The sequence below is a fragment of the Clostridium sp. HV4-5-A1G genome (assembly GCF_900184915.1).
Classification (GTDB): domain Bacteria; phylum Bacillota; class Clostridia; order Clostridiales; family Clostridiaceae; genus Clostridium_B; species Clostridium_B aromativorans.
Map to the genome: position 1 here is coordinate 1 of NZ_FXYI02000010.1, position 23445 is coordinate 23445.

Here is a 23445-nt window from a genome sequence, read left to right on the forward strand (position 1 = left end):
ATAAAAAACAATTTTAAAACAAGGTTATTTTTTTGATTTTTAGTTATCATGTAAATGAGGGTAAAAAAATATAGGATAAAATCTTATCTTAATTTAATTGTCATATCATAGTTTTTCATGTTTGTGTATTTATGTCTTTATAAGGGTTTTGCCATAGGCAAAGCCTTCCCTTCTAAAATAAATGCATTGGAGTTGATTACGTGTTTTATTTATCAAAAGATCAAAAACAAATAATGGATTTATTGAAGCAGTTTGGGCATCTTACTATTTCCCAAATAAAAGACATAACTGGAATTAATGATATAGATGAATTGATAGAACCTCTTATGGTAAAACAAGTTCCTTATCTTAAAAAAGAGGGAGACCTTTTACTTTACCCAACAGTTGATAAAATAAACAAAGATTTACTTAAGGCATTAGATGCCTATAGCTATATACATAAAATGTTTGGTGCAAGCTGGTGTACTGTATCAAAATTCCCTTATATTTTGTCTTTTATAGAGGGAAACAAATTTTTTGACATAGCACTGGTTAAAGACGGACAAGAGTCTGTGATTGTTCCTGCCATGGAGAAGAGCAACTCCATGAGGATAATAATTATTGTTGATGATGAAAAACAAATAAGAAAAATAAGTATACCGGGGAAAAAATACAAGTTTTTCATAGATAAAACAAAAAAGTTGATATAAGGGGCGGTAAATCATATGAAGAAACATACTAGAATTGTAACTCAAATTTTAAAGAGTTATTACAGGGATCTTGCTTTAATAGCTTTATTTGAAAGGCAACTAGAAGTGTTAAATTATGGGCTAAGCGAAAATAAACTTATTACCGATATTGAGAAAGAAAAAATATTGAAAAAAATAGATTCAATAAAGAGAAAAATAAAAACTTTAAAGTTCAACAACTGCCAGATAGATTTGATAATGGAATCCATTAGAAAAACCAACAAGAATGACTGTGAAATTTTAGATATGAGATTCAAGAAGGGATTTTTAAACAGCAAGATAAGTATAATCTTAAATTACAATGAAAGTACGATTTGGCAGAGAGAAAATGATTTGTATGAATACATCTACCAGGCCTTGGATGATGAATCCATAGAAGATGCCAAGAAAAAATCCAATAATGAAAGCAATAATCTGTGAAATTAAGGATAGTATTTAATCTATATGGTTGGTATATTTATAGCAGAGTTGGGATTTTGCTATTTGAAAAATATAACAAAATCCATAATGAGGTGTTGTAAGGAGGGAGCAAATTATAATGAAATGGAAAGAACTTTTTAACTACAATAAACCTGACATACAAAAATTTGTAGGCATGTTTAAAAGTAAAGGAATTTCCATGATTAAAGTAGGTTTTTATGGCTTATACGGAAAAAGGGATAACTATGAAATAATGGATGAAAAATCATCAACATTAATATTCCCTAGTAAGTACGAAGTTGTAGTAGTCCCAATTAAAGAAAATTTTGTATCTTTTCCGCTTATATATGATAGATATAAATGGACTCTAGGAAATTCCCGTGCGAAAGATGATGTTGAAAATCTTGTTAGAGTTTTTGAAGAAAACGAAATTGAATGTAAAATAATTAATGAAACTGAATTTTAAAAATTATAGGAGGTTACAGAAAAAATGAGTGATGAAAATGAAATTTCTTTAGATCAGCATTGATACTTATGACAGAATAAAGGAAGCAGAAAAATGGCTATATAATTATAGAGTATAAAGGACAGTATTATAAATAGGATAATTCGGCTAAAGTAGGGAAGTCTCTTATTTCAACAAGTGGGATATGAACATCCTTTATTTTTTTGTGTTAATATCAAAAATTTTAAATTTATATACCAATTATTACTCCAAAAACGGATAAGAAATGGCCAAATTTATAATTAAAAATATGTTGTACCATTTAATTAAGGTCGATTTAACTTTAAAATCCAAGTAAACTTATCCCGGCAATTCTAATGTAAGGTAGTCTACGAGGAGGGAAAAACAGGATTGATGAAAATCATAATTAAATTGAAGGATGCCAGCTATAAGGCAGTAAAAAAGAAAGTAGCAACATTAGGAAAAACAAATATAGAAGAGTCTCCATGGATAATACACTCATAAAAAAAGCCCAGCAAGGGGATAAAAAAGCTGTTTCAACTCTTTTAAATAAAAATATAAATTACATTTATTGGATAGCACATAAATTAAGCATTTCAAATACAAATTTCGAGGACCTGGTATCTGAGGGCAAAATAGGCTTTTTGAAAGCGCTTGGAAACTATAATCTTGAAAGCAATTCCGAATTTCTAGCTTACGCTTATCCATATATCAAAGGGGAAATATGGAAATATATGAGCAATAATACGTTTTATGTACATCTTCCGGATTATAAAATTAGAAGTTATATGAGATCGAAAAGACAATCCAAAGATCCAGAAAAGTTTAAAAAATTCAAATCTGAAAGTTTGTTATCACTGGATGAAATAACGAATTTACATGCCAAAAGTGAATTCAATGAGTTCAAAAATGTAGAAAATCATATATTCTTAACCCAGCTTTTCAGATATTGTAAATTATCCAAATTGGAAATATTTATATTGAAAAGATTTTATTTTGATCAGATGCAGCTCAAGGAAATCTCCGCTCTTTTAAATTTAGAGAAATCTCAGGTCTATAAAATCAAAAAAAATTCCATTAGAAAATTACGATTTGAGCTGTTCAACCAGGATGATGAAAAAATCTGTGCTACAGATGGGAGGTGATTTACTTGAATCTAATGTTTTTTACTGTCCTTGCAGCAGAAAATATAGACTCAGGAGCCGTTCAGGCCGTGTCTTCTTCTGATTTTTCACACAGTATAAATGCTGTAATACAGTTTATCTACAATTCCCTGGATCCAATTGTATTTCCAATCGCAAAACTTGTACTTTTGATATCTGCGCTGGTTTTACTCCTTGGAGGAATATTAATGTCAAAAAATATTAAAAAAGCTGGATGGTGTGGTATTGCTACTACCATTGCAGTTTTGTTTTTGTTTTATCTTGCCCCGCTCATTCTGGGTCTTATAATCACAGCGGCAAAAACCGCGGGTGCAGGTAAGTAAAGAGAAATGAGATGCAGAAGAAAGGAGGTGGTGTATTCATGCTGAAAAAATTGAGAAACATTTTAACAAATGGCAGGAAAGTTGTTATGGATGTCTTTTTTACATTATCTGCAATCATTGTGGTAAGCTGCCCGGTACTTGCAGACAGCATAGATCAGGCTATTAGTACTCAGTCATCAAAAGCTGTGGAAAGCAGATTGTTTGGTTCTACAAAGACAGTACTTATGGCTGTAGGTGGTGGAGCCATAGCTATAGCCATGGGAATTGTCGGACTTACAATGATACTCGCACATAAAAGACAGGAAACCCGTACTGAAGCCCTTGCATCAATTGGATGGATAGTTGGTGGGGCTGTATTAATTGGTGCTATTGCAATTTTCGTAGGTTTCTTTTGGGGTACTTTTGGGCTCAAAGGATAGGAACAAAAACAAATGCAGCAGTGGATCTTCTGCTGCTGTTTATATAAAAAAGAGGGGTGATATATGTGACATATTTTACTGTACCTTACAACATAGACAGTGAAGACAAGATTATTGGCGGGTACCTTTCACTTAGACAGTTTGCATGGATTGTGCTTGCAGTTTTTATCATATTGCTACTTTTCATATTGAACACAGGCTATATGTCAAGGACAACCGTAGGTGGTGCTATTTCATTTAATTTTTTGTCTTTCGCAGTTAGAATTGTAGTTTCATTACCGTTTTCAATATTTTGTATTATTATGGCTTTCATTAAGAAAGACGGTATAAATATTGATAAATATTTATTTAAATGCGTCATGTACAAGTTGAGAAATCATGTTATAAAAAACCAACCATAGTTGTGTTATGGCTTGTCTGGAAAGAAGGGATTTATTTGCTTATAGCAGTTGTTCTTGTACTTATAGGGCTTTCATTTCCAATTGGGGCCTATATCTATACAAGAATAGATGATGAGAATAAAAAGAGTGGTAAGTATTTAGATAAGGACATTAAAACTTCCAATAAAAATAAAGATGTCAAAACAAAGTCTCTGCCTGAAATAAAGAAACTGATAGGTATGAATGACATAAAAAACAATAAAATTCAGCTCCTAAGTGGTAAAAGGAGAATCATACTCAGCGTATCCTCACCTGATATTCCGCTTCTTACTGATGATGAAATAGAAGTTATGGAATTGAAACTTCTCCAGTTTGCACTTTCTCTAAATGATTCAATTCAATTTTTTACAACACCAACAAGAATAGAAACAAAAGAGCCGGCAGAACTTGTTTTAAAAACAGTAGAATCTGCTGATGAAAATATCCCGGAGGGGCTAAGGCAGTATTCTGACAAACTGTATAACTCATATAAGGAAATTGAAAACAGCAGGGGAGTATATGTACTTAGAAGCTTCTGCATTATTGGCACTGATATAAAAGATGAGGAAAGGGCAAAAAATGACCTCAGGTATAAATGCAACCTGGTAATGTCCAAGCTTATTGGGGCAAAAATGAGGGTATCCATACTGAATTCATACCAAATTGCCCAGCTTTTTGCTGATATATTGCAGCGTGGTGACAACATACTGATAGAAAAACTTATCAAAAATGGTGCAATGGAGCTTTATACAGAGGGTATAGGCCAGGAGATCTATTCAGGAAAGGAGGACAAAAAAGAAGATGAATATGATATTGAAAGGGAAGAAATTCAAAAAGAAACCAGGCAAAAGTAATAAAAAAACAGGTGATATATTTGATAAAACATCAAATATCATGGATTTAATTTACCCCGATGTTTTCAGTGAAAACAATGATTATATATACCTGGGACCGAATAAATATGTTCGTGTTTATGCTATAACAAATTACCCGAGGCAGATGTATATAGGTTTTTTAAATGATCTGTTTACGTTGGGAAACATAGATATTTCAACTTATGTAGAGCCAATTCCTGATGCTGAGATAATAAATCGGCTCACCTCCAAATATTCTGAGCTTAAGTCTAATCTGAACCTTCAGGTAAAGCATGGATATGCTGTGGATTATGGAGTGGCACATGCGGCGGATGATCTTGATGCACTGCGAGAACTCATCCAGACCAACAAAGAAAGGATGTTCTTTGCACAGCCAATTATTTTTATATGGGGCAGAGATACCAGGGATCTTGATGATAGATCCAATTCTTTGAATGATTTATGCAGTAGAAAAGCTGTAAAGATCAGGTGTCTTACTTATGATCAAAGCAAAAGTTTTGTTTCAGGACTTCCGACGCTCAGTCTATCATACTCTTCCTATCTTAGAAATATGACAACAGGGGCTATAGCAAGTCTTATTCCATTGGGAAATACACAGCTTTCACACAGGGGAGGGATACTGCTTGGGAGAAACCTGAACACGAAGTCCTATATATTTTACAACAATTTTATAGGTGCTCCGGAGCTTACCAATCCACATACTTTTATCTGTGGAACAACAGGTGCCGGAAAATCCGTTTTAATGCATGTAAAATCTGCCAGAGGAACTGCAGCTGGCAGATGGTCGGTAATAATGGATCCCAAAGGTGAATATCGCAAGCAGGCTGAAATTCTTGGAGGACAATTTATAGAACTCAAACCTGGAGTCAAAAGCGGTATAAACCCTTTTGATCTTGAGATAGAGGAAGACGAACACGGAAAGAGAAAAATCAATCTCTACGGAAAAAGAACTGAAATAGTGAATATGATTTCTATTTTTGCTGAAAGGTTCAGGGGGAAACCGCTTAGAGGACAGGAGATTACAGCTGTTGATGGTGTGGTAAGTAAATTGTACTCCGACTGCAAGATAACGGAAAATGCAGACAGCCTTTATATAGAAGCTGAAAAAGCAGTAGAGGGTAAGTTTTATACAGGTAAGGTAAAAAAGAGACTTCCTACACTTTCAAATTTGAGGGACGGTCTTGTGGAATACAACAGGAGCGCCCAGCTTGCAAGTCTCACTGAACTTACTGAAATTATGAAGATGATAACTGGAGATGGTCCAATGGCCATTTTTGACTGCCAAAGTACTGTGGATTTGAAAAGCAGGCTTGTTGTTATAAGTTTCAAAAACCTGGCCGATGATTTTTCTAAGTTTTTTGCAACTATAAACACCATGTCCTGGATATGGGCCAAATTTTCAAACTGGAGACTGAAAAATATATTGAAGGATGTATATGTAGACGAGGGATCGCTGTTTACCAAGTTTGAAAAGGCACTTGATTTTATAGACAATATAGCAAGGCTTGGTAGGGCTTTCAACATAGCGCTTACACTTGGTACGCAATTTATTGAAGACTTCATAGCTACCCAGCAGGGAAGGGCTATAGTATCACTCTGCGCCACCAAAATAATACTTAAACTTGAACCTAGTGTAGCCAGAGAGACTGCAAAGTATTTCAATCTGTCGGCAAATTGTCGTGAGTATATTTCAAGCTTCTCGAGCGGACAAGCTATCCTGCGTACAGAGCAGGATCTTGTGCTTATGGAAGTCGTGCCCAAGGAATTTGAATGGGAATTTGCAGAACCGTGATAAAGGCTAGAAAGGAGTTGGTTTTATGTCTAAAAAGCATAGATATCTGTTAGATTTTTTTGTATTACTGGTGTTTTTCTTGGCATTTTCCTTTTCAGTAACTAAACCTATAAAAGCAGCACCATCTTACGAAAGCTACGGAAAAGAATTTGCTGTTACTACTACAAAAACTGCAAGTTTTGACATGAATGGTGCAGATACTAAAAAAGCCCAGCACACTATTTCATATTATATCTACTTGTTTGGAGGTACTATTGTAGCTTTCTCCATGGGACTTGCAGCAATAAGAATGATACTTGTAAAAAACAGCCAAACCAAAAGAGAAGAGACCATGACGGCTTTCGGGAAGATAATTCTCGGGTGCAGTATTTTGGGATCCTGTATTTTACTCAGTGGTTTTCTAATAGGGGTGGCCAACCATCTGGGATCTGCCATTACAGATGGGAGCTCCAGTTTGATAAATGTGCCGACCACAACCATAACTGATGATGACGGCAATTTCGTAGTTAAAGCCTTTGGAAATATTTTTCTTTCCGTTGAAAAATGTATATTTAATTTGTTTGACAAGTATTTCGGATTTTTACCTTTGGATAAACTCATATTCAATTCCAGTGCCAATGCCTTTGGTGTAACTGGGAAAATAACAGTTCCACCATTTACTAATGCAGAATGGTCAAATCTAAACTATATGTATTTGCTTGTCTCTTCTATATGTGCACCACTTGTACTTTTGATGGTGGCCAAGACTGGAATTTCTCTCATAATGTCTGCGAACAGACCTGCCCAGAGATCGCAGCTACAGGAGGATGTCTGCAGATGGCTGTTCTCATTGGCACTTATAGCTTTAGGGCCACTTCTTCTTAAAGGGTTATTCCTTCTGTCAAGTGATATGACAAATGCCGTTGTATCCATATTCAATGCATCGCTTGGAAAAGACAACTATGTGACTGATATTTCCATGGTAGACAGCATCAAAACCGGATCTTTTCTTACAAGTGCCATTGTAAAGTGTCTGTTTGCATGGAAGTTTTTCCAGATAAACATGCTGTTCATGGTAAGAAAAATAATACTTACTGCCATGTATGCATTTACACCGCTTGCTGCACTTTTCTGGGGTATAGACAACAGGACACAGGCCATACAGATATGGTTTGGTGAGATGATAACCAATGCGACTATGCAGTTCTTTTATGCATTTACCTTTAGCATAATGATTATAAGTCTCTCCGGATCTTCATGGAAAAATTGGTTTTATGCCCTTGTCTGGGTATTTGCTCTTGTCAAACTGGCAGAAGTTTTCAGAAATTCACTTCAGGGATTGTTTACCAAGCTTGCAGGTGTTGATGAAATGTCCATAGCAGGCAGATCTTTTGGCCCTGTATCGAAGCTTGCTATAGGTGCTGCTGGTGCCATGGCAAGGACATTTAAAGTAGGAAATCCTTCAAAACTTTCAAATGGACTAAATATAGGTGGGTTAAGGAATTCCGCTCTTGGCTCGGCTGTATTTGGAGCTGGTGGTAAAAAGCCGCAGGGAAGTTCTCAAGGTGCAAAAGATGCCGCAGGAAAGACAGCGGCAGCTGCCAGTGCAACTGAAAATTTCAGACAGTCCAGCAGTACTGATCAAGGTGAAATGTCAAGTAATCCCCAGGCGGCACAAAATAGAGGTAATCAAAATCATAATAAAAAGCCAAATGAATATGAAGAAAGCCTTTTAAATTATATGGATAGTGAAAACGGAACAGGTGCTGGCGGTTATGCGTCAGATAATGTAAAAAATTCAGAGACAGATCCTATAATAAACCCTGAAAATTTTAATGGATTAGACTCGCTAAAGCCAATAACCGATTCAGAAGGAAATGTGAATATGAACAATTTAAAAGCGGCAGGTTCGAGGCATATGCTGTATTCATCAATGCTGAATGACAACTTGAAAAAATTTGCAGCAGAAAAGCCTATGGGTGCCAAAGTACTTGGCGGGGTTTCAAGGGCAATGAATCATAAAAATACTGGAATGGCAAACAGGGTAATAGCCGGCAAGGCCATAAACGCCACAATAGAACAGATGCAGTCCCTTGCAGGTGGAGAAAACAAACTTAGTAAACAGGATGCACTTACACAGCTCTTTGGCGGTGAAACTAAAAGCATAAATAAAAATGTAGATGGCCATAAATTTGAGATTACTCACAATAGGAATGCACAGAAATTCAAATCAGCTTTGGAACATGGTGATATAGGAAGAGCTTCTCAAGTAATAACAAATGCCAATCCAATAAATGGTCTTTCTCTTAAACAGCAAAGCGCAGTTATCGCCAGAACAAGTCCATACACGAATATTGACGGATTCAGGTGGTAAGGTGGTGATGGTACTGTGAATAACAACAATAGGGAGAATTTCTTTAAAAGATTTGCTAAGAATAAATTTAAGTCATTTGCCAGACAGTTTGTTTTAAAGAACCCTCTTGTAATAGGAGTAATAATACTTCTTGTCATTGCCTTTGTAATTTTTGGAGCACTTGCAGCCGACATAGGAGACATGGGGGACAATACTGTAAGTTCATCACTTTCAACTAATGACAACAAAGATATACTGGAAGACCTGCAAGAGTATCTGGATGATAAAATAAATGTTGGGGTACCTGATTATGTGAAATATGGAGATAATTATTCAGGTAGTGGAGGTGACTCAGTAAGTATACCTGAAGATTTCAAGAGCACAAGCGACGTTGTAAATTACGCATTGAAGTTTTTAGGTGTTCCCTATTTATGGGGAGGTACAAGCCCGAAGGGTTTTGACTGTTCGGGACTTGTACAGTATTGTTACGGGCATTTCAATATAAATCTTCCAAGAACATCCCAGGAACAGTTCAAAGTTGGAACTTCTGTAGACAGGTCAGCTCTGAAACCCGGGGATTTAGTATTCTTTGAAGGTAATCAACCGGCACATGTAGGTATGTATATAGGTGAAGGGAAATACATTCAAGCTCCAAGGACAGGTGATGTAGTAAAGGTTTCTCTGCTTAGTGCAAGAAATGACTATGCAGGTGCAAGGAGAATAGCCGATGTTTCAGGGGATTCTGGCAGCAGTTCAGATAATAGTGATACTACATCCGATAGTATATCTGAAAATGAAATTGACTATACAGATGCTTACAATATAATAAGAAAGTTTTATTTAAGTCCCGGGAATGTATTTGGATATATGAAATACATGGAAATGTCACTGGGTATAAAACCGGAGGATTTCTTTAGCGGCAGTTTCGGAAATGATACAGAAGATAATGGTGATTCAGATTCTCAGGGCAATCCCGTAACCGATATTATCAACCAGAAAATCATAAAAGAGAAGATAGAAAAAAATGATCATAAAATAGCGGATGAACTGAAACCGGAATTTACAATTTCAAATGAAACTACTACTGATGTTGTAACTTACGAAAAAGAAGAAACTATTCTTGGAATTGATACAGGTAAGAAAGTCACTGTAACTAAAAAACATACAGGTTCCATAGCAGTTGTGACACATATAAGCAGCATATGGGGAGAAGTGGATTTGCAGTACAATCAGGTTACTTCATCTTATACTGATTCCGAGGGTACTCACACTGTAACAAAACCTGTGTATGATGGGTACAAGCTTCAGGGTGAATTGTTCTCCAGGTTAAGGTCTATAATAAAGCACGATTTTCCTGAAGAAAAGGATGTGGATGATGCAATATACTTCATAATAGAATCCGGGTTTAACTTTGACAGGAAGGAGCAAAATGGTGACTGGATAAACGGCAAACTTAGTGATCTGACACTGGATTCGCTTCTGGCGGATCTTGGAGGTTCAAACACCGGAATTTCTGCAGGAATGATTCCCACTTTTTATCAATGGGACAGCAGATGGGGAAGTAATTCATATGCAGGATCCACAATAGATAAATTGGGATCTGCGCCTGCGAGTCTTGCCATGGTAGTTAGTGGTCTTGAAGGAAAGTTGGGAGGATACGACAAGAACGGTGATGGCATTTTGGAACCTGATGAAGCGGCAAATTATCTAAATAACATCGGAGTTCAGAAAGACACCGATGTAAATGATAATTTTTCCAAAGCGGCATCATTTTTCGGACTTACAGTGAAACATTATGGAAGATCCGATTATATGAGCATCGCAAATGAACTTAAACAGGGACATCCTGTCATAGCAAATGTACATGGTACTGATGGAATAGCATATGGAAGTCCTGGTTCCACCTTTACTCAGGGAAATCACTACATCGTGCTTGTAGATATAGACGGTAATAACAAGGTAACTGTTCACGACCCATACAACAAGAACAATCAGAACAGCCGTACGTGGGATCTGTCGAGTATAATAGCTGCAGAAAGCTTTGACTATTACGTATTTAACAATCCCAATATAGTTTATCAAAGTGGTGTTGCAACAGCTTATACAGGGGACAACATAGGTTTAAATGGTGGCACTCATGCAGCTTGGAACGGCATGGATGTGTCAAATAAAAACTTAGGCAATCATCTTATAGCCGCAGACAAAAGCATACCTTTTGGGACACTTGTAATTGTCAAAGTTCCAGAAAGCAAAAGGTACTGGAAAATGGCAAATGGGCAGAAAGTTGATGTCAATGGTGCCTATGTGGTTGTAGATAGGGGCGGTGCCATAACAGGCACACATATAGATGTTTATTTTGGGAGTGGAGCATATTACAATACCGGTTCCGGAGGCGGAATAGCCAACCAATTTGGAAGAGTCAATATAAAGCTCAGGGTAACCAAGAGCAAAATCAGCTATAATGATGCACTGAAGCATTGAATGGGGGAATAAAATGTGGATTCAACTAAAAAGAAGATGATATTGCTTGCTTCGGCTACAATAGCTATAGTTTTTATAAGTTGTGCATTGATTTATGAAATCAACTCAAGGCATTTCAATACCTCAAATGAATATCTGAAACAAGGTCACAGTTTGTCTGAAAAGAAGAGATTTGATGAAAATATGGAATATGCAAATAAGTACAATGCACGCATAAAAAATATGGATAAGCTTGACATACCGTCTAAAGGTTCAGCTGCTCCGGATATTCAAAAAGTGTCTGAGGCGGAAAAATCAAACTCTACTGTATCCCTCTATTTCTTGTTTAACAAGAAGCTATTGAATACGGATCAGTATATAAATGCTGAAGACAAGTTGAATGCCGGTATAAAAGAAATAGCCGACATAGAAAACAGTAGGAATTTAAATGAATATTTCAATGCAAATAAAGACAACCTGAAAAATGCATATGGAATATCAAGTTATAATGAGCTTGCTTGTCTTAAAAGTAAATTCCAGAAGTTAGATGGCAGTAGGGTAAGTGTAATTGTGGATCAGAATTTTACTAAAACAGAGGACGGTAGAATATCTTTTAATGTGATACTTAAAGGCAGCGGAAATGCTGTAAGCCAAAATGTTATGCTGAGATATGCAAGTGATGTTGAAATGGATATATCATGGAAGTTATGATGAAGGTCTCATCTGAAAATGATGAGGCCTTTTAACTTTTATATATAATAATAAATCCTCTAATCTTAAATTGATGCTATAGAAGATAATTGTGCTTTTCGTTTTGTTCAAATTTTTACCCAAATAATAAATAAGAAATAGCCAAATTTGTAAATGGGGATATACCGTATCATTAAATTAAGAAGTTAATTTGACTTTTAATTAAAAAATGGAGGTAATGCAATGAATTTAAAGGAATTAAATTTTTTAAATCCAAAAACTCGTAGGAAAATTGCTGCAGGTGCAATTAGTGTCGCAATGGGATTTTCTATAGTTGCACCAAACATAGCTACTGTTGCCAATGTTGCTGGTATTCAAATTACTACTGTAAAAGCTTTCGCTGACACTTCTAATGTGAAATGGATTGATGGTAATGGACTGCCAGGTACAACGTATACTGATGTAGATACTGATGCGACTAATGATGCAAATTCTAGAAGCAATAAATTATGGCACTGGATAAATATGAGTAGTTGGGTACAAGAACAATATCAAGGAGATTCTTCTAAATATGTTGTTCGTGGGCACTCGTCTGCTCGCTGCTCGTCTGTTTGCTATTTCTATGGCATCCTTGGTGATCTGAGTAGCACTAGTGTTGGGTGGCGCCCCGTTCTTGAAGTCCTGAATACTGATCCCCTGATAGCAGGTCACAATGATGGTGACATTGTTAAGTTTGGAACGTTGTATGTTAATGGTATCAAACAAAAAAGACCTCTCAATCCTGTTTACGGTGGAGATATACCTGAATATTCGAGTGGATCTATAGAGATCCGGGATACAGACAGCGATGATGCATACAAGATACAGTGGGTCCTGGCAACAGACCCGGAAACAGGTAAAAAACTGCTCATCGCTGACAGGAACATACTCAGTTTCGTCTCTTGGGATAAATTGAATGGTCAAAACCTAGTCTCTGGAAAAGATATTACTATTGATAGTTCTTCATTTAAGATTAGGCTTTTAACCGGAGGTTCTGATTATAAAGATAGTAGTAATCCATATGCAGGTGCTAGTAATCTAAACAATGAGTGGGACCAGATTATCAATCGTGGTGATGGGACAGAACCATCATATCAAATAGACAAGATATATAACTCAGATGACCAATCAAAATACGGTTCCTGGTTTACTGGATTCTATGCAAAATCACTTTATGACAATAATGACCTTATGCGATTTATACTACACAGTACTTTTGGGACTGCTACATTGAGCAATGGCGGTGTTATTCAAGATGAAAGCCAGATAAGGGATAAATACTTCCTTTCAGATGGATCCATGATACTAATTGATATATATGGAATGGTCCAATACTACAAAGATTTAACCACATCAGAACCTGCAACACTTCCTATCGACGGCAGCGGCATTATCGGGGCTGATACCCTGGTATTTGGCACGGGTACTTCAGCTGTAAAACACCCGGTATTATATTTTGGAAGTTCATCAAAGTATATAGATACTGATGGAAGCTTGAAGACATTCACTTTAAAGAAAAGCGATGTTACAAAGATGTTTGCATACAAGTATGCAAAGGGTGCATCACAGTATATGCTTATAGAGAAAGCAGATGGTTCTCTTGTTTACCTGGATTCAAGCGGCCATCAGCAGGATTTCGGGCTCAACATGAACGATGTATCTTATATCATGCCGGCGACCAATGTCAACAAGGACATCTTTGTCATGAAAGACGGTACTTTAAGAGACGACAAAGGAGTAATTGCAACTTCCGATGGTGTGACATTAAGTAAGATATGGTCAAACAGGATTTTTGAGATGTCAGACGGATTCCTTTATACACTTCAGAATGGCACATTCAAAAATACAAACACCCTTGCTTCTTTTGCAAGACTTGCCCAGAACAATGCACTTCTACTTAAAAATGGTAATTTCCAGCTTGCAGATGCTACAGGTAATTTAACAAATGATCTTGATGTAGCAGGCGCAGATGTAAAATACATGTCACAGCTTGATTCAACGAATATGTACTTAATCTTAAATGACGGCACAACCTATGGTGTGGGAGATAAAGTACAGGGTGACAGTCTAGAAAACCATGGTATAAATATAAATGATGTATCAGCCTTTCTTTCAAACGGTTCAGACAATGTAGTAAGGGCACTCGTAACAAAGGACGGCACCGTGTATACCAATCCCGGCTCATGGGCAAAAAACACCTTGGTGCATTTTAGCTCTGATGCTGTGAACTCAGTACATGGAAGCACCCCTGTATACACCAACCCAGGTGATGTTGTTGATGATTACAATAATTCAGGAGATCCGGATCTTGTAAACAAACTCCCGGGTGGTACTGATGAAAAAGGTGACGGTATAACCCCTCCTGCTTCGACAGATACTACGACACCAACTTTAAATGTTACTGGAAACCCAACTGACTGGACTAACGAAGATGTAACATTAAGCGTTAGTGCATCAGATGAAGAAGGCGGCAGTGGCTTAAATAAAATAGTCCTCCCTGATAATTCAGAGATAACTGCTGCAATAGGAACTTTCAAGGTAATAAAGAACGGCACATATACTTTCAAGGCTTATGACAAAGCCGGGAATATAACAACCAGGGATATAACTGTAAGCAAGATAGACAAGACAGCTCCCGGAGTACCTGCTGTTACAAATAATAACGGAACTGTAACTATAACTGCAGGTACTGATGCAGATAGTGGAGTAAAGGAAGTTGACTACAGTGTAGACGGCGGTGCATACCAGAAATATACGATACCATTTACTTTGGAGGCAGGAAGTCATACTGTAAAAGCAAAAACTGTAGACAATGCAGGCAATGAAAGCAGCGAAACCTCTAAAGATATCACTGTTGGGGATTCAGATGCCGGCCTTCAAAATGCTACACAGGCCGTAGAAAATGCGGAGAGTACAAAAAGCCAGGGAGATGTTGACACCGCAAGAGATCTGGTAGACGTACTCCCTGACAGCCAGGAAAAGCAGGACCTAGAAGACAGGCTTGATAAGGTGCAGGACGAAATAGACAAGGCAAAAGAAGATGCACAAAAGCTCCATGATGCAACCGATGCTGTAGACCATGCCGGAGATACAAAGAGCCAGGAAGATCTCGACCATGCAAAGGATCTGGTGGACAGCCTGCCTGATGGACCGGATAAAGATAAGCTGGAAGACGACATAAAAGATATCCAGGACGAGATAGACCAGATCAACCAGGAGGCACAGGATTTGGCAGATGCCACTGCAGCAGTAGAAAAGGCCGAGCGCACCAAGACGAAATCTGATTATGATACTGCAGTAAGCAAGGTATCTGCCCTTAAAGATGGAGCTGATAAGACAGGTCTTTCGGAAAGGCTCGACAATGTGAAAGCAGCTGTCGATACACTTATAGCTGACGCAGACAGCAAGGTAACCCAGGCTGAAAGTTCAAAAACTGAAAGTGATATAAATGCGGCACAGAGTGCCATAGACAAAGTACCTGCCGGCTGGGATGTATCAGGCCTCCAGGACAGGCTTGACAGTATAAGGCAGGAAGTGGAAGGCCAGGAACTTGCGGTGGCAAAGGCGGCAGTTGAAAAGGCAGAGATCTCCCAGCTCCAGGAAGATGTTAACGGTGCAAGGGTACTTGTAAACAAGCTCCCTTACAGCCAGGACAGGACAGACCTCAACAGGAGGCTTGATGCTGTCCAGAATATAATAAATCTCTACGAGAATGCAGAGCAGAGGGTACAGGCGGCCGAAAAGCTCAAGACGGAATCTGCAGTTTCAAGTGCAAGGTCAGTAGTTTCAAAATTGCCTGACGGAGACAGGAAGGACAGCCTGAATGCAAGGCTTGATGTGGTGGAAGCTGAGATAGTCATTGACAATACGATAAAGGCCATAGACAGGGACATAACCGCTCTTGAGAAAGACGTGGACAGCCACATAAAGTACAATTCAAATATGGATATAGACAGCTATAAGAACAAAGTTACGGCACTCAGAGACAGGGTAAATGCCCTTCCTGACAGTGTATCTGGTACCAAGTTAGCGTTTAATGAAAGGCTGGATACAGTAGATTCAAAACTTACGAAACAAAAAGGTGTCCAGGATGCGGTAAGTAAAGTAGTTGATGCAATTGACAAAGCCGGGCAGACACTTGATAACAAAGACATACAGGATGCCCAGGATGCCATAGACAACCTGCCCGATGGAGTGGACAGGTCAAAGTACCAGAGTGAACTTGATATAATAAAGCAGAAAAGGCAGGCAAAGGTGGCCAAAGATACGACAGATGCAAACAAGGCAGTAACCAAGGCTTCTAGGACAAGACTCCAGACCGACATAGATGCAGCAAGAACACTTGTAAATGCGCTACCTGACGGAAACAACAAGGCACAGTTATCCAAGCAGCTTGACTTGATTCAGAAATATGTAAAAAAGTAAAAATAAATATAAAAATAAGGAATTGCTTAGAAGAGAGGAGTTCCTTATTTTTGTGTTTTAGAATACCACATATTAATAGTGAGAGATAATTTAGTTAACACCCTATAGGGTAACAATTAGTTTTGGCCACATGCCGACAAAAAAATGAAAGGTGGGAGGAAATGTGAAAATGCAGTAAATGATCAAAAATCTATGGCAACCTAATATCAAGTATAGTGGAAATACTACGAATAATATTACTAGAAATATTATATAGCTGAGGATAATTTATCCAAAATATTGTAAACTTTGTGTAAATAATTTAAACATATAAAAAAATGGAGATGAAATGATGAAATGAATATTAAAAATCTGTTTGCAAGTGTCGGACTTATATCACTGGTTGCACTTACTTCATTGGTTTCAACTTCAACAGTTCAAGCATCTGGTTCCATGAGAGTAAGCGGGCAGGATAGATATGAAACGGCTTCCCAGGTCGCTAAGTCAAACTGGACAAGCGGGAGTGAAAATGTGGTACTGGTATCAGGTGAAGGTTATGCAGATGCAATAAATGCTTCAGTATTGGCCAAAAAACTGGATGCACCAATACTCTTGACTGAATCATTTTCTCTTAGTCAAGATACGAAAAATGCACTTGATACGTTAAAGCCGAAGAATGTATATGTTATCGGTGGAACTGCATCAATATCAAGCTCAATTGAAAATGCATTGAAGTCAAATTACAATGTTGCGAGACTTAGTGGGAATGACAGATATGCTACAAACTTAGCAGTAGCAAACAAGCTGGTAGAACTGGGAGTAAGCAAAAATAATATAATAGCAGTAGCAGGAACCGGATTCTCAGATGCATTGTCTGTAGCACCGGTTGCAGCAGTTAAAGATGAAATATTATTGCTTACGAATAATGATGAGCTTTTAATGCAAAATACAATTAGTTTTGCAAAAGATTCAAATGTGACAGTAGTTGGTACCATCAATTCGATAAATCAAACAATATATGATGATATACAAGCAGATAAAAGAATAGATGGAGGATCAGACAGGTTCGCAACAAATATTGCTGTATTGAAGGCATTTGAGGGAGACTTTAAGGCTGGCAAGATCTATGTGGCAAATGCTACAGGAGAAGGATATGCAGATGCCTTGGTTGCTTCAGCATTAGCAGGTAAGTATTCAGTGCCATTGGTGCTTACGGATACCGAAGAATCCACTGCAACCAATAAAGCAGTAGACTATATCAAGACAAAAGTTACAAAAGATACTGACCTGCAGGTAGTTGGCGGCACTGGAGTTGTTCCACAATCTGTTGAAGATAAAATAAATAGTTTGCTTGAAAATAGTAATGATTCATCAAAAACCAGTGATAATGATGACAATGACTCGTCAAGCAGCAGTAGCAGTGATAAATCATCAGGTAAATTAACAGATGCAACTAATGCAGTTATAAAGGCAGAAAAAAGTAAACTGCAGGCAGATGTGAATAATGCAAAAGTATTGGTAGATGCTTTAGGAGACAGTTCAGATAAAACCTCCTTACTTAACAGATTACAAACTGTGCAGGATGAAATAAATCAAGCTAATGCAGGGAAAGAAGCATTGGATAAAGCCACTGCCGCAGTAACTAAAGCCGAAAGCTCAAAACTGCAGGCTGATGTAAGCAGTGCAAAAATATTAGTTGATGCTTTGGAAGATGGTTCAGACAAAACTTCTTTGATTGACAGGTTAAAAGTTGTTCAAAATGAAATAGATCAATTAACTTCTCAGGGGAAGGGACAGGAACTAAAAGATGCAATTTCAGCAGTGGCAAAGGCAGAAAGCAGTAAGCTTCAAGATGATGTAAATTTTGCCAAAACGTTGGTAGATGCCTTGTCTGATGAAGATACTAAGACTAGTCTTGAAAATAGACTAGAAATTGTACAAAATGAGATAAATCAAATTAATAATCAACAGCAGGCTCTAACAAAGGCTAATGATGCAATAAGTAAGGCAGAGAGCTCTAAGTCACAAGTAGATGTTGACTCAGCTAAAGCTCTGATAATGGCATTGCCAGATAGCACAGATAAGACAAGCTTGCAAAACAGGTTAAATGTAGTACAAAATGTAATAGATGCAACATCAGCAGTACAGGAAGCAGAACAGAATAACGGTAATTATGCCCCTTACAATACAGCAAAAAAACTAGTAGACGCATTGCCGGATAGTTTGGATAAAACAGCACTAGAAACACGTTTGTCTGACTTGAAGATACTTATAGATGCAGTTGATGCAGTATTTAATGCAGAGAGTTCTTCTACTACAGAAGACTATAATAAAGCTAAAGTATTAGTTGATGCACTACTTAGTAGTTCAGATAAAACATCTCTTGAAAATAGATTGAATACTGTAGATATAATAATAAAATCGAAAGAATATATTGCAACCGCTCAATCTACTTTAAAACAGGAAGATTTGGATAAAGCAGGAATGGAAGTAGCTAAGTTGCCAGAAGGTAGTATAAAAGATGGTTTATTGGAGCAGGTTAGAAAAATTCAAGACCAGATAAATGCACTCAGCGATTCTAAGAAACTTCAACAGGCAACAGACGCAGTTGCTAAAGCGGAAAATTCTAAGACCAAGGTAGATTACAATACAGCTAAAGGTTTAGTTGATGCCCTTTCAGATAGCGAAGATAAGACTGATTTATTAAACAGGCTGCAAGCTGTAAAAGATGAAATGGATCAGACCAATGCGAATAAAGAAGCATTGGACAATGCTACGGCAGCTGTTGCTAAAGCAGAAGATTCAAAATTGCAGGCAGATGTGGATAGTGCAAATGCATTGGTGGGTGCTCTATCAGACAGTACGGATAAGACATCTCTATTGGATAGGTTGGTAGTTGTACAAGAACAAATAGATATAGCAAACGGTGATATAAAAACTCCTAAGGAATTTTCTGGTGCAATAAAACAGGCTCTCGAAAATTTTAGCCTTTCTCTAAATATTAAATTTGAGAACTATTCATCTACAGAATATGATTTAGATACACTAATGAACGAAATATTTAAAGAAAATCCAGATCTTAATTTTAAGTATAAAGGTGCTTCACTTTCGGGAAACACATCAAATGCTCTATTAAGTTTCACTTACTATGATACACAGGCTAATCTTCTTAATAAGAGAAATCAAATAGTGGCAAAAGTAAATGAAATAGTTAGTTCTATAACTAATTCAACTATGACCGATTATCAAAAAGAGCTTGCCCTCCATGATTACCTAGTTAATAATTGCGAATATGATCCCAACGTTCCATCCGGAAATATTCCGCCTGTGGGAGATGATGACTATGATGCCTATGGCGTATTGATCAATAAGATTGCTGTTTGCCAAGGCTATGCAGATGCAATGTACAGATTGCTAAAAGCAGCTGGAATTGAAAGTTTGATGGTATCAGGAACTGCGACAAATGGAGTACAGACTGAAGGTCATGCGTGGAATATAGTAAAAATAGGAGGACAATATTATCAACTGGATTCTACATTTGATGATCCTTCTTATAAGGATGGGAGTAATCATCCGACACATGATTATTTCAATGTAACAGATGATTTTCTATCCCAGAATCATACGTGGGATAAAAGTCAATATCCTATATGTAACAGCACTGAGTATGCATATCAAGAATAAGCAAAATAAAATAGTTTGTAAGAAACAGATAAGGTTTCCCGATTAGGAGCGGTCAGATAGGGATTTGTAATCCCTGAAAAATTCGGCATAGTCGTTGATTTGCGGCTATGCCGTTTTTTCGTTTATTTTGGTAAGTCGATAGCACCAATGCAGTTATAGAAAATTTGAATTCGCTGGGTTCTGCGGCCATCTACCTTTTCAGCCTTGAATACTATAATTTTGTCAATGAACTCTCGGATAATCTCTGCATCTAATTCTGTAATTTCTGTGTACTTTTTAACCAGTGCCAAAAAGCGGTCGGTATTGAGGGACTGTTCATTTGCTGTATCAATAGTACGCTTTAATTTGGTTATCCTTTCTTCCAGTGTCTTCTGCTCGGCTTCATATTCAGCCGACATCTTGTAAAAACGCTCTTCGGGAATTTTACCCATCACATTATCCTCATATAGCTTTCGAATGATTTTGTCTATGTCAGCAATACGAGTCTGTGCTTGTTCATACTCCTTTTGACTTTGGCGGAGTTCTTTGGCAAGTTCCTTTTCTGAATTATTCATAACTATACGGATGAATTCCTGTTCATGGTCTTTGGCAAAGGAGGTTACACGCCTTAAGTCTTCTAGCAAAAGCTGTTCCACTACAACATTGCGTATCTGATGTGAACTGCACATACCCTTTTTCTTGCGGTAAGTAGCACAAACGAAGTATTCCTTATCGTGTGTCCATCCCTTGCCTCTAACCTGATACAGCTTTGCTCCACAGTCGGCACAAAACATCATACCAGAGAGCATTCCCATTTCACCTAATCGTGATGGTCTTCGCTTGCCATCTCTGATTTTCTGCACTGTTTCCCAAGTACCCTCATCAATAATTGCTTCATGGGTATTTTTGAAAACCAGCCAATCTTCTGGATTGTTCAATATCTTGACTTTGCTCTTATATGACTTTTTAGAAGTCTTGAAATTTACCGTGTGACCTAGATATTCCATTTTAGCCAAAATATCTGCTACGGTACGAGCCGACCAAGCATATGGGTTTTCAGGTGGTCTTGCTGGAGTGTTAATACCCATTTTGCGAAGATGAACCGTAGGTGTATCAATGCACCGCTTTTCAAGTTGCTTTGCTATCTGCGTGGGTCCAAAACCGGCCATGCATAGTCGAAAAATATCTCTGACCACCTCGGCGGCTTTCTCATCTATAATCCAGTGCAACTTGTCTTCAGGGTCTTTAATATAACCGTAAGGCGGATTGGTGCAGAGCGGCTTACCAGATTGTCCCTTGGATTTGAACACAGTACGGATTTTCTTGCTAGTATCCTTAGCGTACCATTCATTAATAATGTTAAGAAACGGTGTAAAGTCACTGTCTGTTTGGTTAGCACTATCAATACCGTTGTTAATAGCAATGAATCGTACATCTGCTTCAGGAAACATAATCTCTGTGTAATAGCCTACTTTGAGGTAATCCCTGCCGAATCTGGACATATCCTTGATAATAATCGTTCCAATTCTACCGGACTCTACATCAGCAATCATGCGGTTAAAGTCTGGTCTATCAAAAGTTGTACCGCTGACCCCATCATCCACATAAAATTCGATGTTGCGAAAACCGTTGTCCTCAGCATACTTTTTTAGAATTGTCTTCTGGTTTACTATACTATTACTGTCTCCTGCAAGCTCATCATCACGTGAAAGCCTGCAGTACAAAGCAGTAATTTTCGCTTCTTCAAATGCTAATGTTGATTTACGTATAGTGCTAAATGTTGACTGTCTATTCATTTTTCTCCTCCATTTCCGACAGTCTTCAAGCGGTTTAGCACTATGTATATTACCGTACTACCTTGAAGAAGTCGAGTTGATTTCCGTGGGTTTATATGAACTATCAGATAACTTTGAAAGGCTTTTTGCGTTGACTGTGATCAGTCGTTTCAGCTTGGAATATGCACTTTCCTTTGCTGAAACACTTATTCGTGATTCCACCACATAGACCGTACCTCCAATATCGGATTTGGTTGTGCGACTGTTAATTTGGTTTTCCATATCGTGACCTCCTGTCCGATGTTTTGAAGGACTGGCACTGAGCTGAATTGATGACTCAGTGCCTAATCCATTATTTAAGCTTTTATTTGTAATATTTTCAGAGCATCCGGTTGAATTAGCTTCCCATCCAATCTCTCGTAAGCAGAAAAGCCAATTTGCCCCTGCAATGCATATAACTCACTTAATTTTTTTATCGTTATTGGTTGACGTTCAATCAGCCAGTAGTATGATAAATCTCCAAATACAAGGCTTTTTGCTCCTGCTGATACTGTAGGCATATATGGAGAGGTAACTACAGGCTTTCCGAAGATGGTGTTATCTGAAGAATTCCACAGATAACTGCCGCTTGTATCTTTAAGGGTTCTAAGAAGCATGGCTGTATTATCGTGCATGATAAACACAGCGTTATTTCGGTATTCATCTTTTAATGAAAAATACAGAGAGATGATCTCATCAAAAGAGATGGTACTATTGTCTGCTGTAGTTACATCTGCATCTGCTGTAAGGATACCTGTTGGCTGAGCTGTGCCATTTCCATTAAGCAATGCATTTTCCTCAGCCTTGCCAAAACGCTTCGCAAAATCACCCATCAGATATTTTTCAAGATTAAAGTTCATATCGGTGACGAATGAGCGGTTTAGCTTGATAAGAGATGCCAGCTTGTATGATTTCACCAGAAACTGTGTAAATGTATCGGCACTTTCGGGGATTGGATCTCCGTCTTCAACCCAATCTGCTGTACCCGTTGAGGATACCGCTTGAATTTTACCTTCTGCAGAAGATAGATTGATAACAGTAGCAAATCTGCGGAATATATTCTCCTTGGATAGAGCAGTGTTAAATCCTTCTCGGAACTCGTCTGGTGCGACATAGGCTCCTGCATTATCAAAGCCCTCGCTTAGATTTTGATTATTTTCTTCTTTTCCTTTCATAACATTCCAAAACGCTCTATTATAAGTTGTTGATGTTGCCATAATCCTTTACCTCCTAAATTAAAATGGATTGTGGGGTATATACCCCGTTTGAAACCGCGTTTTTTTATGCGTTGCCCCACGCCCGTTGTCCAGATGAAAAGGTGTGGAGATTTGAACTCCCCTAGGGGGTAGGTATTAACACATGGAGTTGTATCCAGTGGTTTAGTGGTTTTAAGCTTTGTAGCAAGATGTAGCAGGTAAAAACTAAACTCTCTATACGA

At 37.7% G+C, this 23445-nt stretch carries 17 protein-coding genes; 14 read left to right on the forward strand and 3 right to left on the reverse strand.

Features of this window, described 5'->3' with window-relative positions; translation table 11 throughout:
• Positions 1-200: 200 nt before the first annotated feature.
• The 14 genes from J5G60_RS02315 to J5G60_RS02380 all read left to right on the forward strand — a co-directional run bounded on the left by J5G60_RS02315 (position 201) and on the right by J5G60_RS02380 (position 20214).
• A complete protein-coding gene (locus J5G60_RS02315; RefSeq protein WP_150356830.1) occupies positions 201-689 on the forward strand; it encodes a DUF5697 family protein in 489 nt (162 codons plus the stop codon).
• A gap of 15 nt (positions 690-704) precedes the next feature.
• Positions 705-1148 carry a hypothetical protein gene (locus tag J5G60_RS02320; RefSeq protein ID WP_150356831.1) on the forward strand — a complete coding sequence of 148 codons (444 nt, stop codon included), beginning with the start codon at positions 705-707 and terminating at the stop codon, positions 1146-1148.
• Between the two features lie 118 nt (positions 1149-1266).
• Positions 1267-1614, forward strand: a complete 348-nt coding sequence (locus J5G60_RS02325) for a hypothetical protein (protein WP_150356832.1) — start codon at positions 1267-1269, stop codon at positions 1612-1614.
• 485 nt (positions 1615-2099) lie between these two features.
• Positions 2100-2759: a sigma-70 family RNA polymerase sigma factor gene (locus J5G60_RS02330; RefSeq protein ID WP_150356833.1), complete on the forward strand. Its 660-nt coding sequence runs from the start codon at positions 2100-2102 to the stop codon at positions 2757-2759.
• A gap of 5 nt (positions 2760-2764) precedes the next feature.
• Complete coding sequence (locus J5G60_RS02335; RefSeq protein ID WP_150356834.1) at positions 2765-3100, forward strand: hypothetical protein; 336 nt, start codon at positions 2765-2767, stop codon at positions 3098-3100.
• 38 nt (positions 3101-3138) lie between these two features.
• Positions 3139-3519, forward strand: coding sequence for a hypothetical protein (locus J5G60_RS02340; protein WP_150356835.1), 381 nt, complete (start codon positions 3139-3141; stop codon positions 3517-3519).
• 65 nt (positions 3520-3584) lie between these two features.
• Entirely contained in the window at positions 3585-3920 is a 336-nt protein-coding gene (locus J5G60_RS02345; RefSeq protein WP_179977682.1) for a PrgI family protein, read from the forward strand.
• A gap of 35 nt (positions 3921-3955) precedes the next feature.
• Entirely contained in the window at positions 3956-4792 is an 837-nt protein-coding gene (locus J5G60_RS02350) for a hypothetical protein (RefSeq protein ID WP_150356837.1), read from the forward strand.
• Positions 4740-6605: a VirB4 family type IV secretion system protein gene (locus J5G60_RS02355; protein ID WP_236035051.1), complete on the forward strand. Its 1866-nt coding sequence runs from the start codon at positions 4740-4742 to the stop codon at positions 6603-6605. Before J5G60_RS02350 ends, J5G60_RS02355 begins: the two co-directional genes overlap by 53 nt.
• Before the next feature lie 25 nt (positions 6606-6630).
• Positions 6631-8958: a hypothetical protein gene (locus J5G60_RS02360; RefSeq protein ID WP_150356838.1), complete on the forward strand. Its 2328-nt coding sequence runs from the start codon at positions 6631-6633 to the stop codon at positions 8956-8958.
• Between the two features lie 15 nt (positions 8959-8973).
• Positions 8974-11418, forward strand: coding sequence for an NlpC/P60 family protein (locus tag J5G60_RS19140; protein ID WP_150356839.1), 2445 nt, complete (start codon positions 8974-8976; stop codon positions 11416-11418).
• Between the two features lie 15 nt (positions 11419-11433).
• Complete coding sequence (locus J5G60_RS02370; protein WP_150356840.1) at positions 11434-12108, forward strand: hypothetical protein; 675 nt, start codon at positions 11434-11436, stop codon at positions 12106-12108.
• Positions 12109-12330: 222 nt separating this feature from the next.
• Positions 12331-16551, forward strand: a complete 4221-nt coding sequence (locus J5G60_RS02375; protein WP_150356841.1) for an OmpL47-type beta-barrel domain-containing protein — start codon at positions 12331-12333, stop codon at positions 16549-16551.
• 336 nt (positions 16552-16887) lie between these two features.
• Positions 16888-20214 carry a cell wall-binding repeat-containing protein gene (locus J5G60_RS02380; protein ID WP_150356842.1) on the forward strand — a complete coding sequence of 1109 codons (3327 nt, stop codon included), beginning with the start codon at positions 16888-16890 and terminating at the stop codon, positions 20212-20214.
• 122 nt (positions 20215-20336) lie between these two features.
• Here the strand turns inward: J5G60_RS02380 and J5G60_RS02385 are convergent, their stop codons facing one another.
• From J5G60_RS02385 to J5G60_RS02395, 3 genes are all read right to left on the reverse strand, one after another.
• The gene (locus J5G60_RS02385; RefSeq protein ID WP_150356843.1) at positions 20337-21989 is read right to left on the reverse strand and encodes a recombinase family protein; all 1653 of its coding nucleotides are present in this window, start codon (positions 21987-21989) and stop codon (positions 20337-20339) included.
• Between the two features lie 57 nt (positions 21990-22046).
• The gene (locus J5G60_RS02390; RefSeq protein ID WP_150356844.1) at positions 22047-22250 is read right to left on the reverse strand and encodes a transposon-encoded TnpW family protein; all 204 of its coding nucleotides are present in this window, start codon (positions 22248-22250) and stop codon (positions 22047-22049) included.
• A gap of 74 nt (positions 22251-22324) precedes the next feature.
• Complete coding sequence (locus tag J5G60_RS02395) at positions 22325-23224, reverse strand: phage major capsid protein (protein ID WP_150356845.1); 900 nt, start codon at positions 23222-23224, stop codon at positions 22325-22327.
• Positions 23225-23445 lie beyond the last annotated feature (221 nt).

Excerpts from the sequence above, each read along its gene's own strand:
- J5G60_RS02330 (WP_150356833.1), top strand. The coding sequence starts at position 2,100 with ATGGATAATACACTCATAAAAAAAGCCCAGCAAGGGGATAAAAAAGCT.
- J5G60_RS02395 (WP_150356845.1), bottom strand. The coding sequence starts at position 23,224 with ATGGCAACATCAACAACTTATAATAGAGCGTTTTGGAATGTTATGAAA.
- J5G60_RS02380 (WP_150356842.1), top strand. The coding sequence starts at position 16,888 with ATGAATATTAAAAATCTGTTTGCAAGTGTCGGACTTATATCACTGGTT.
- J5G60_RS02385 (WP_150356843.1), bottom strand. The coding sequence starts at position 21,989 with ATGAATAGACAGTCAACATTTAGCACTATACGTAAATCAACATTAGCA.
- J5G60_RS02390 (WP_150356844.1), bottom strand. The coding sequence starts at position 22,250 with ATGGAAAACCAAATTAACAGTCGCACAACCAAATCCGATATTGGAGGT.
- J5G60_RS02340 (WP_150356835.1), top strand. The coding sequence starts at position 3,139 with ATGCTGAAAAAATTGAGAAACATTTTAACAAATGGCAGGAAAGTTGTT.
- J5G60_RS02320 (WP_150356831.1), top strand. The coding sequence starts at position 705 with ATGAAGAAACATACTAGAATTGTAACTCAAATTTTAAAGAGTTATTAC.
- J5G60_RS02355 (WP_236035051.1), top strand. The coding sequence starts at position 4,740 with ATGAATATGATATTGAAAGGGAAGAAATTCAAAAAGAAACCAGGCAAA.
- J5G60_RS02375 (WP_150356841.1), top strand. The coding sequence starts at position 12,331 with ATGAATTTAAAGGAATTAAATTTTTTAAATCCAAAAACTCGTAGGAAA.
- J5G60_RS02360 (WP_150356838.1), top strand. The coding sequence starts at position 6,631 with ATGTCTAAAAAGCATAGATATCTGTTAGATTTTTTTGTATTACTGGTG.
- J5G60_RS02325 (WP_150356832.1), top strand. The coding sequence starts at position 1,267 with ATGAAATGGAAAGAACTTTTTAACTACAATAAACCTGACATACAAAAA.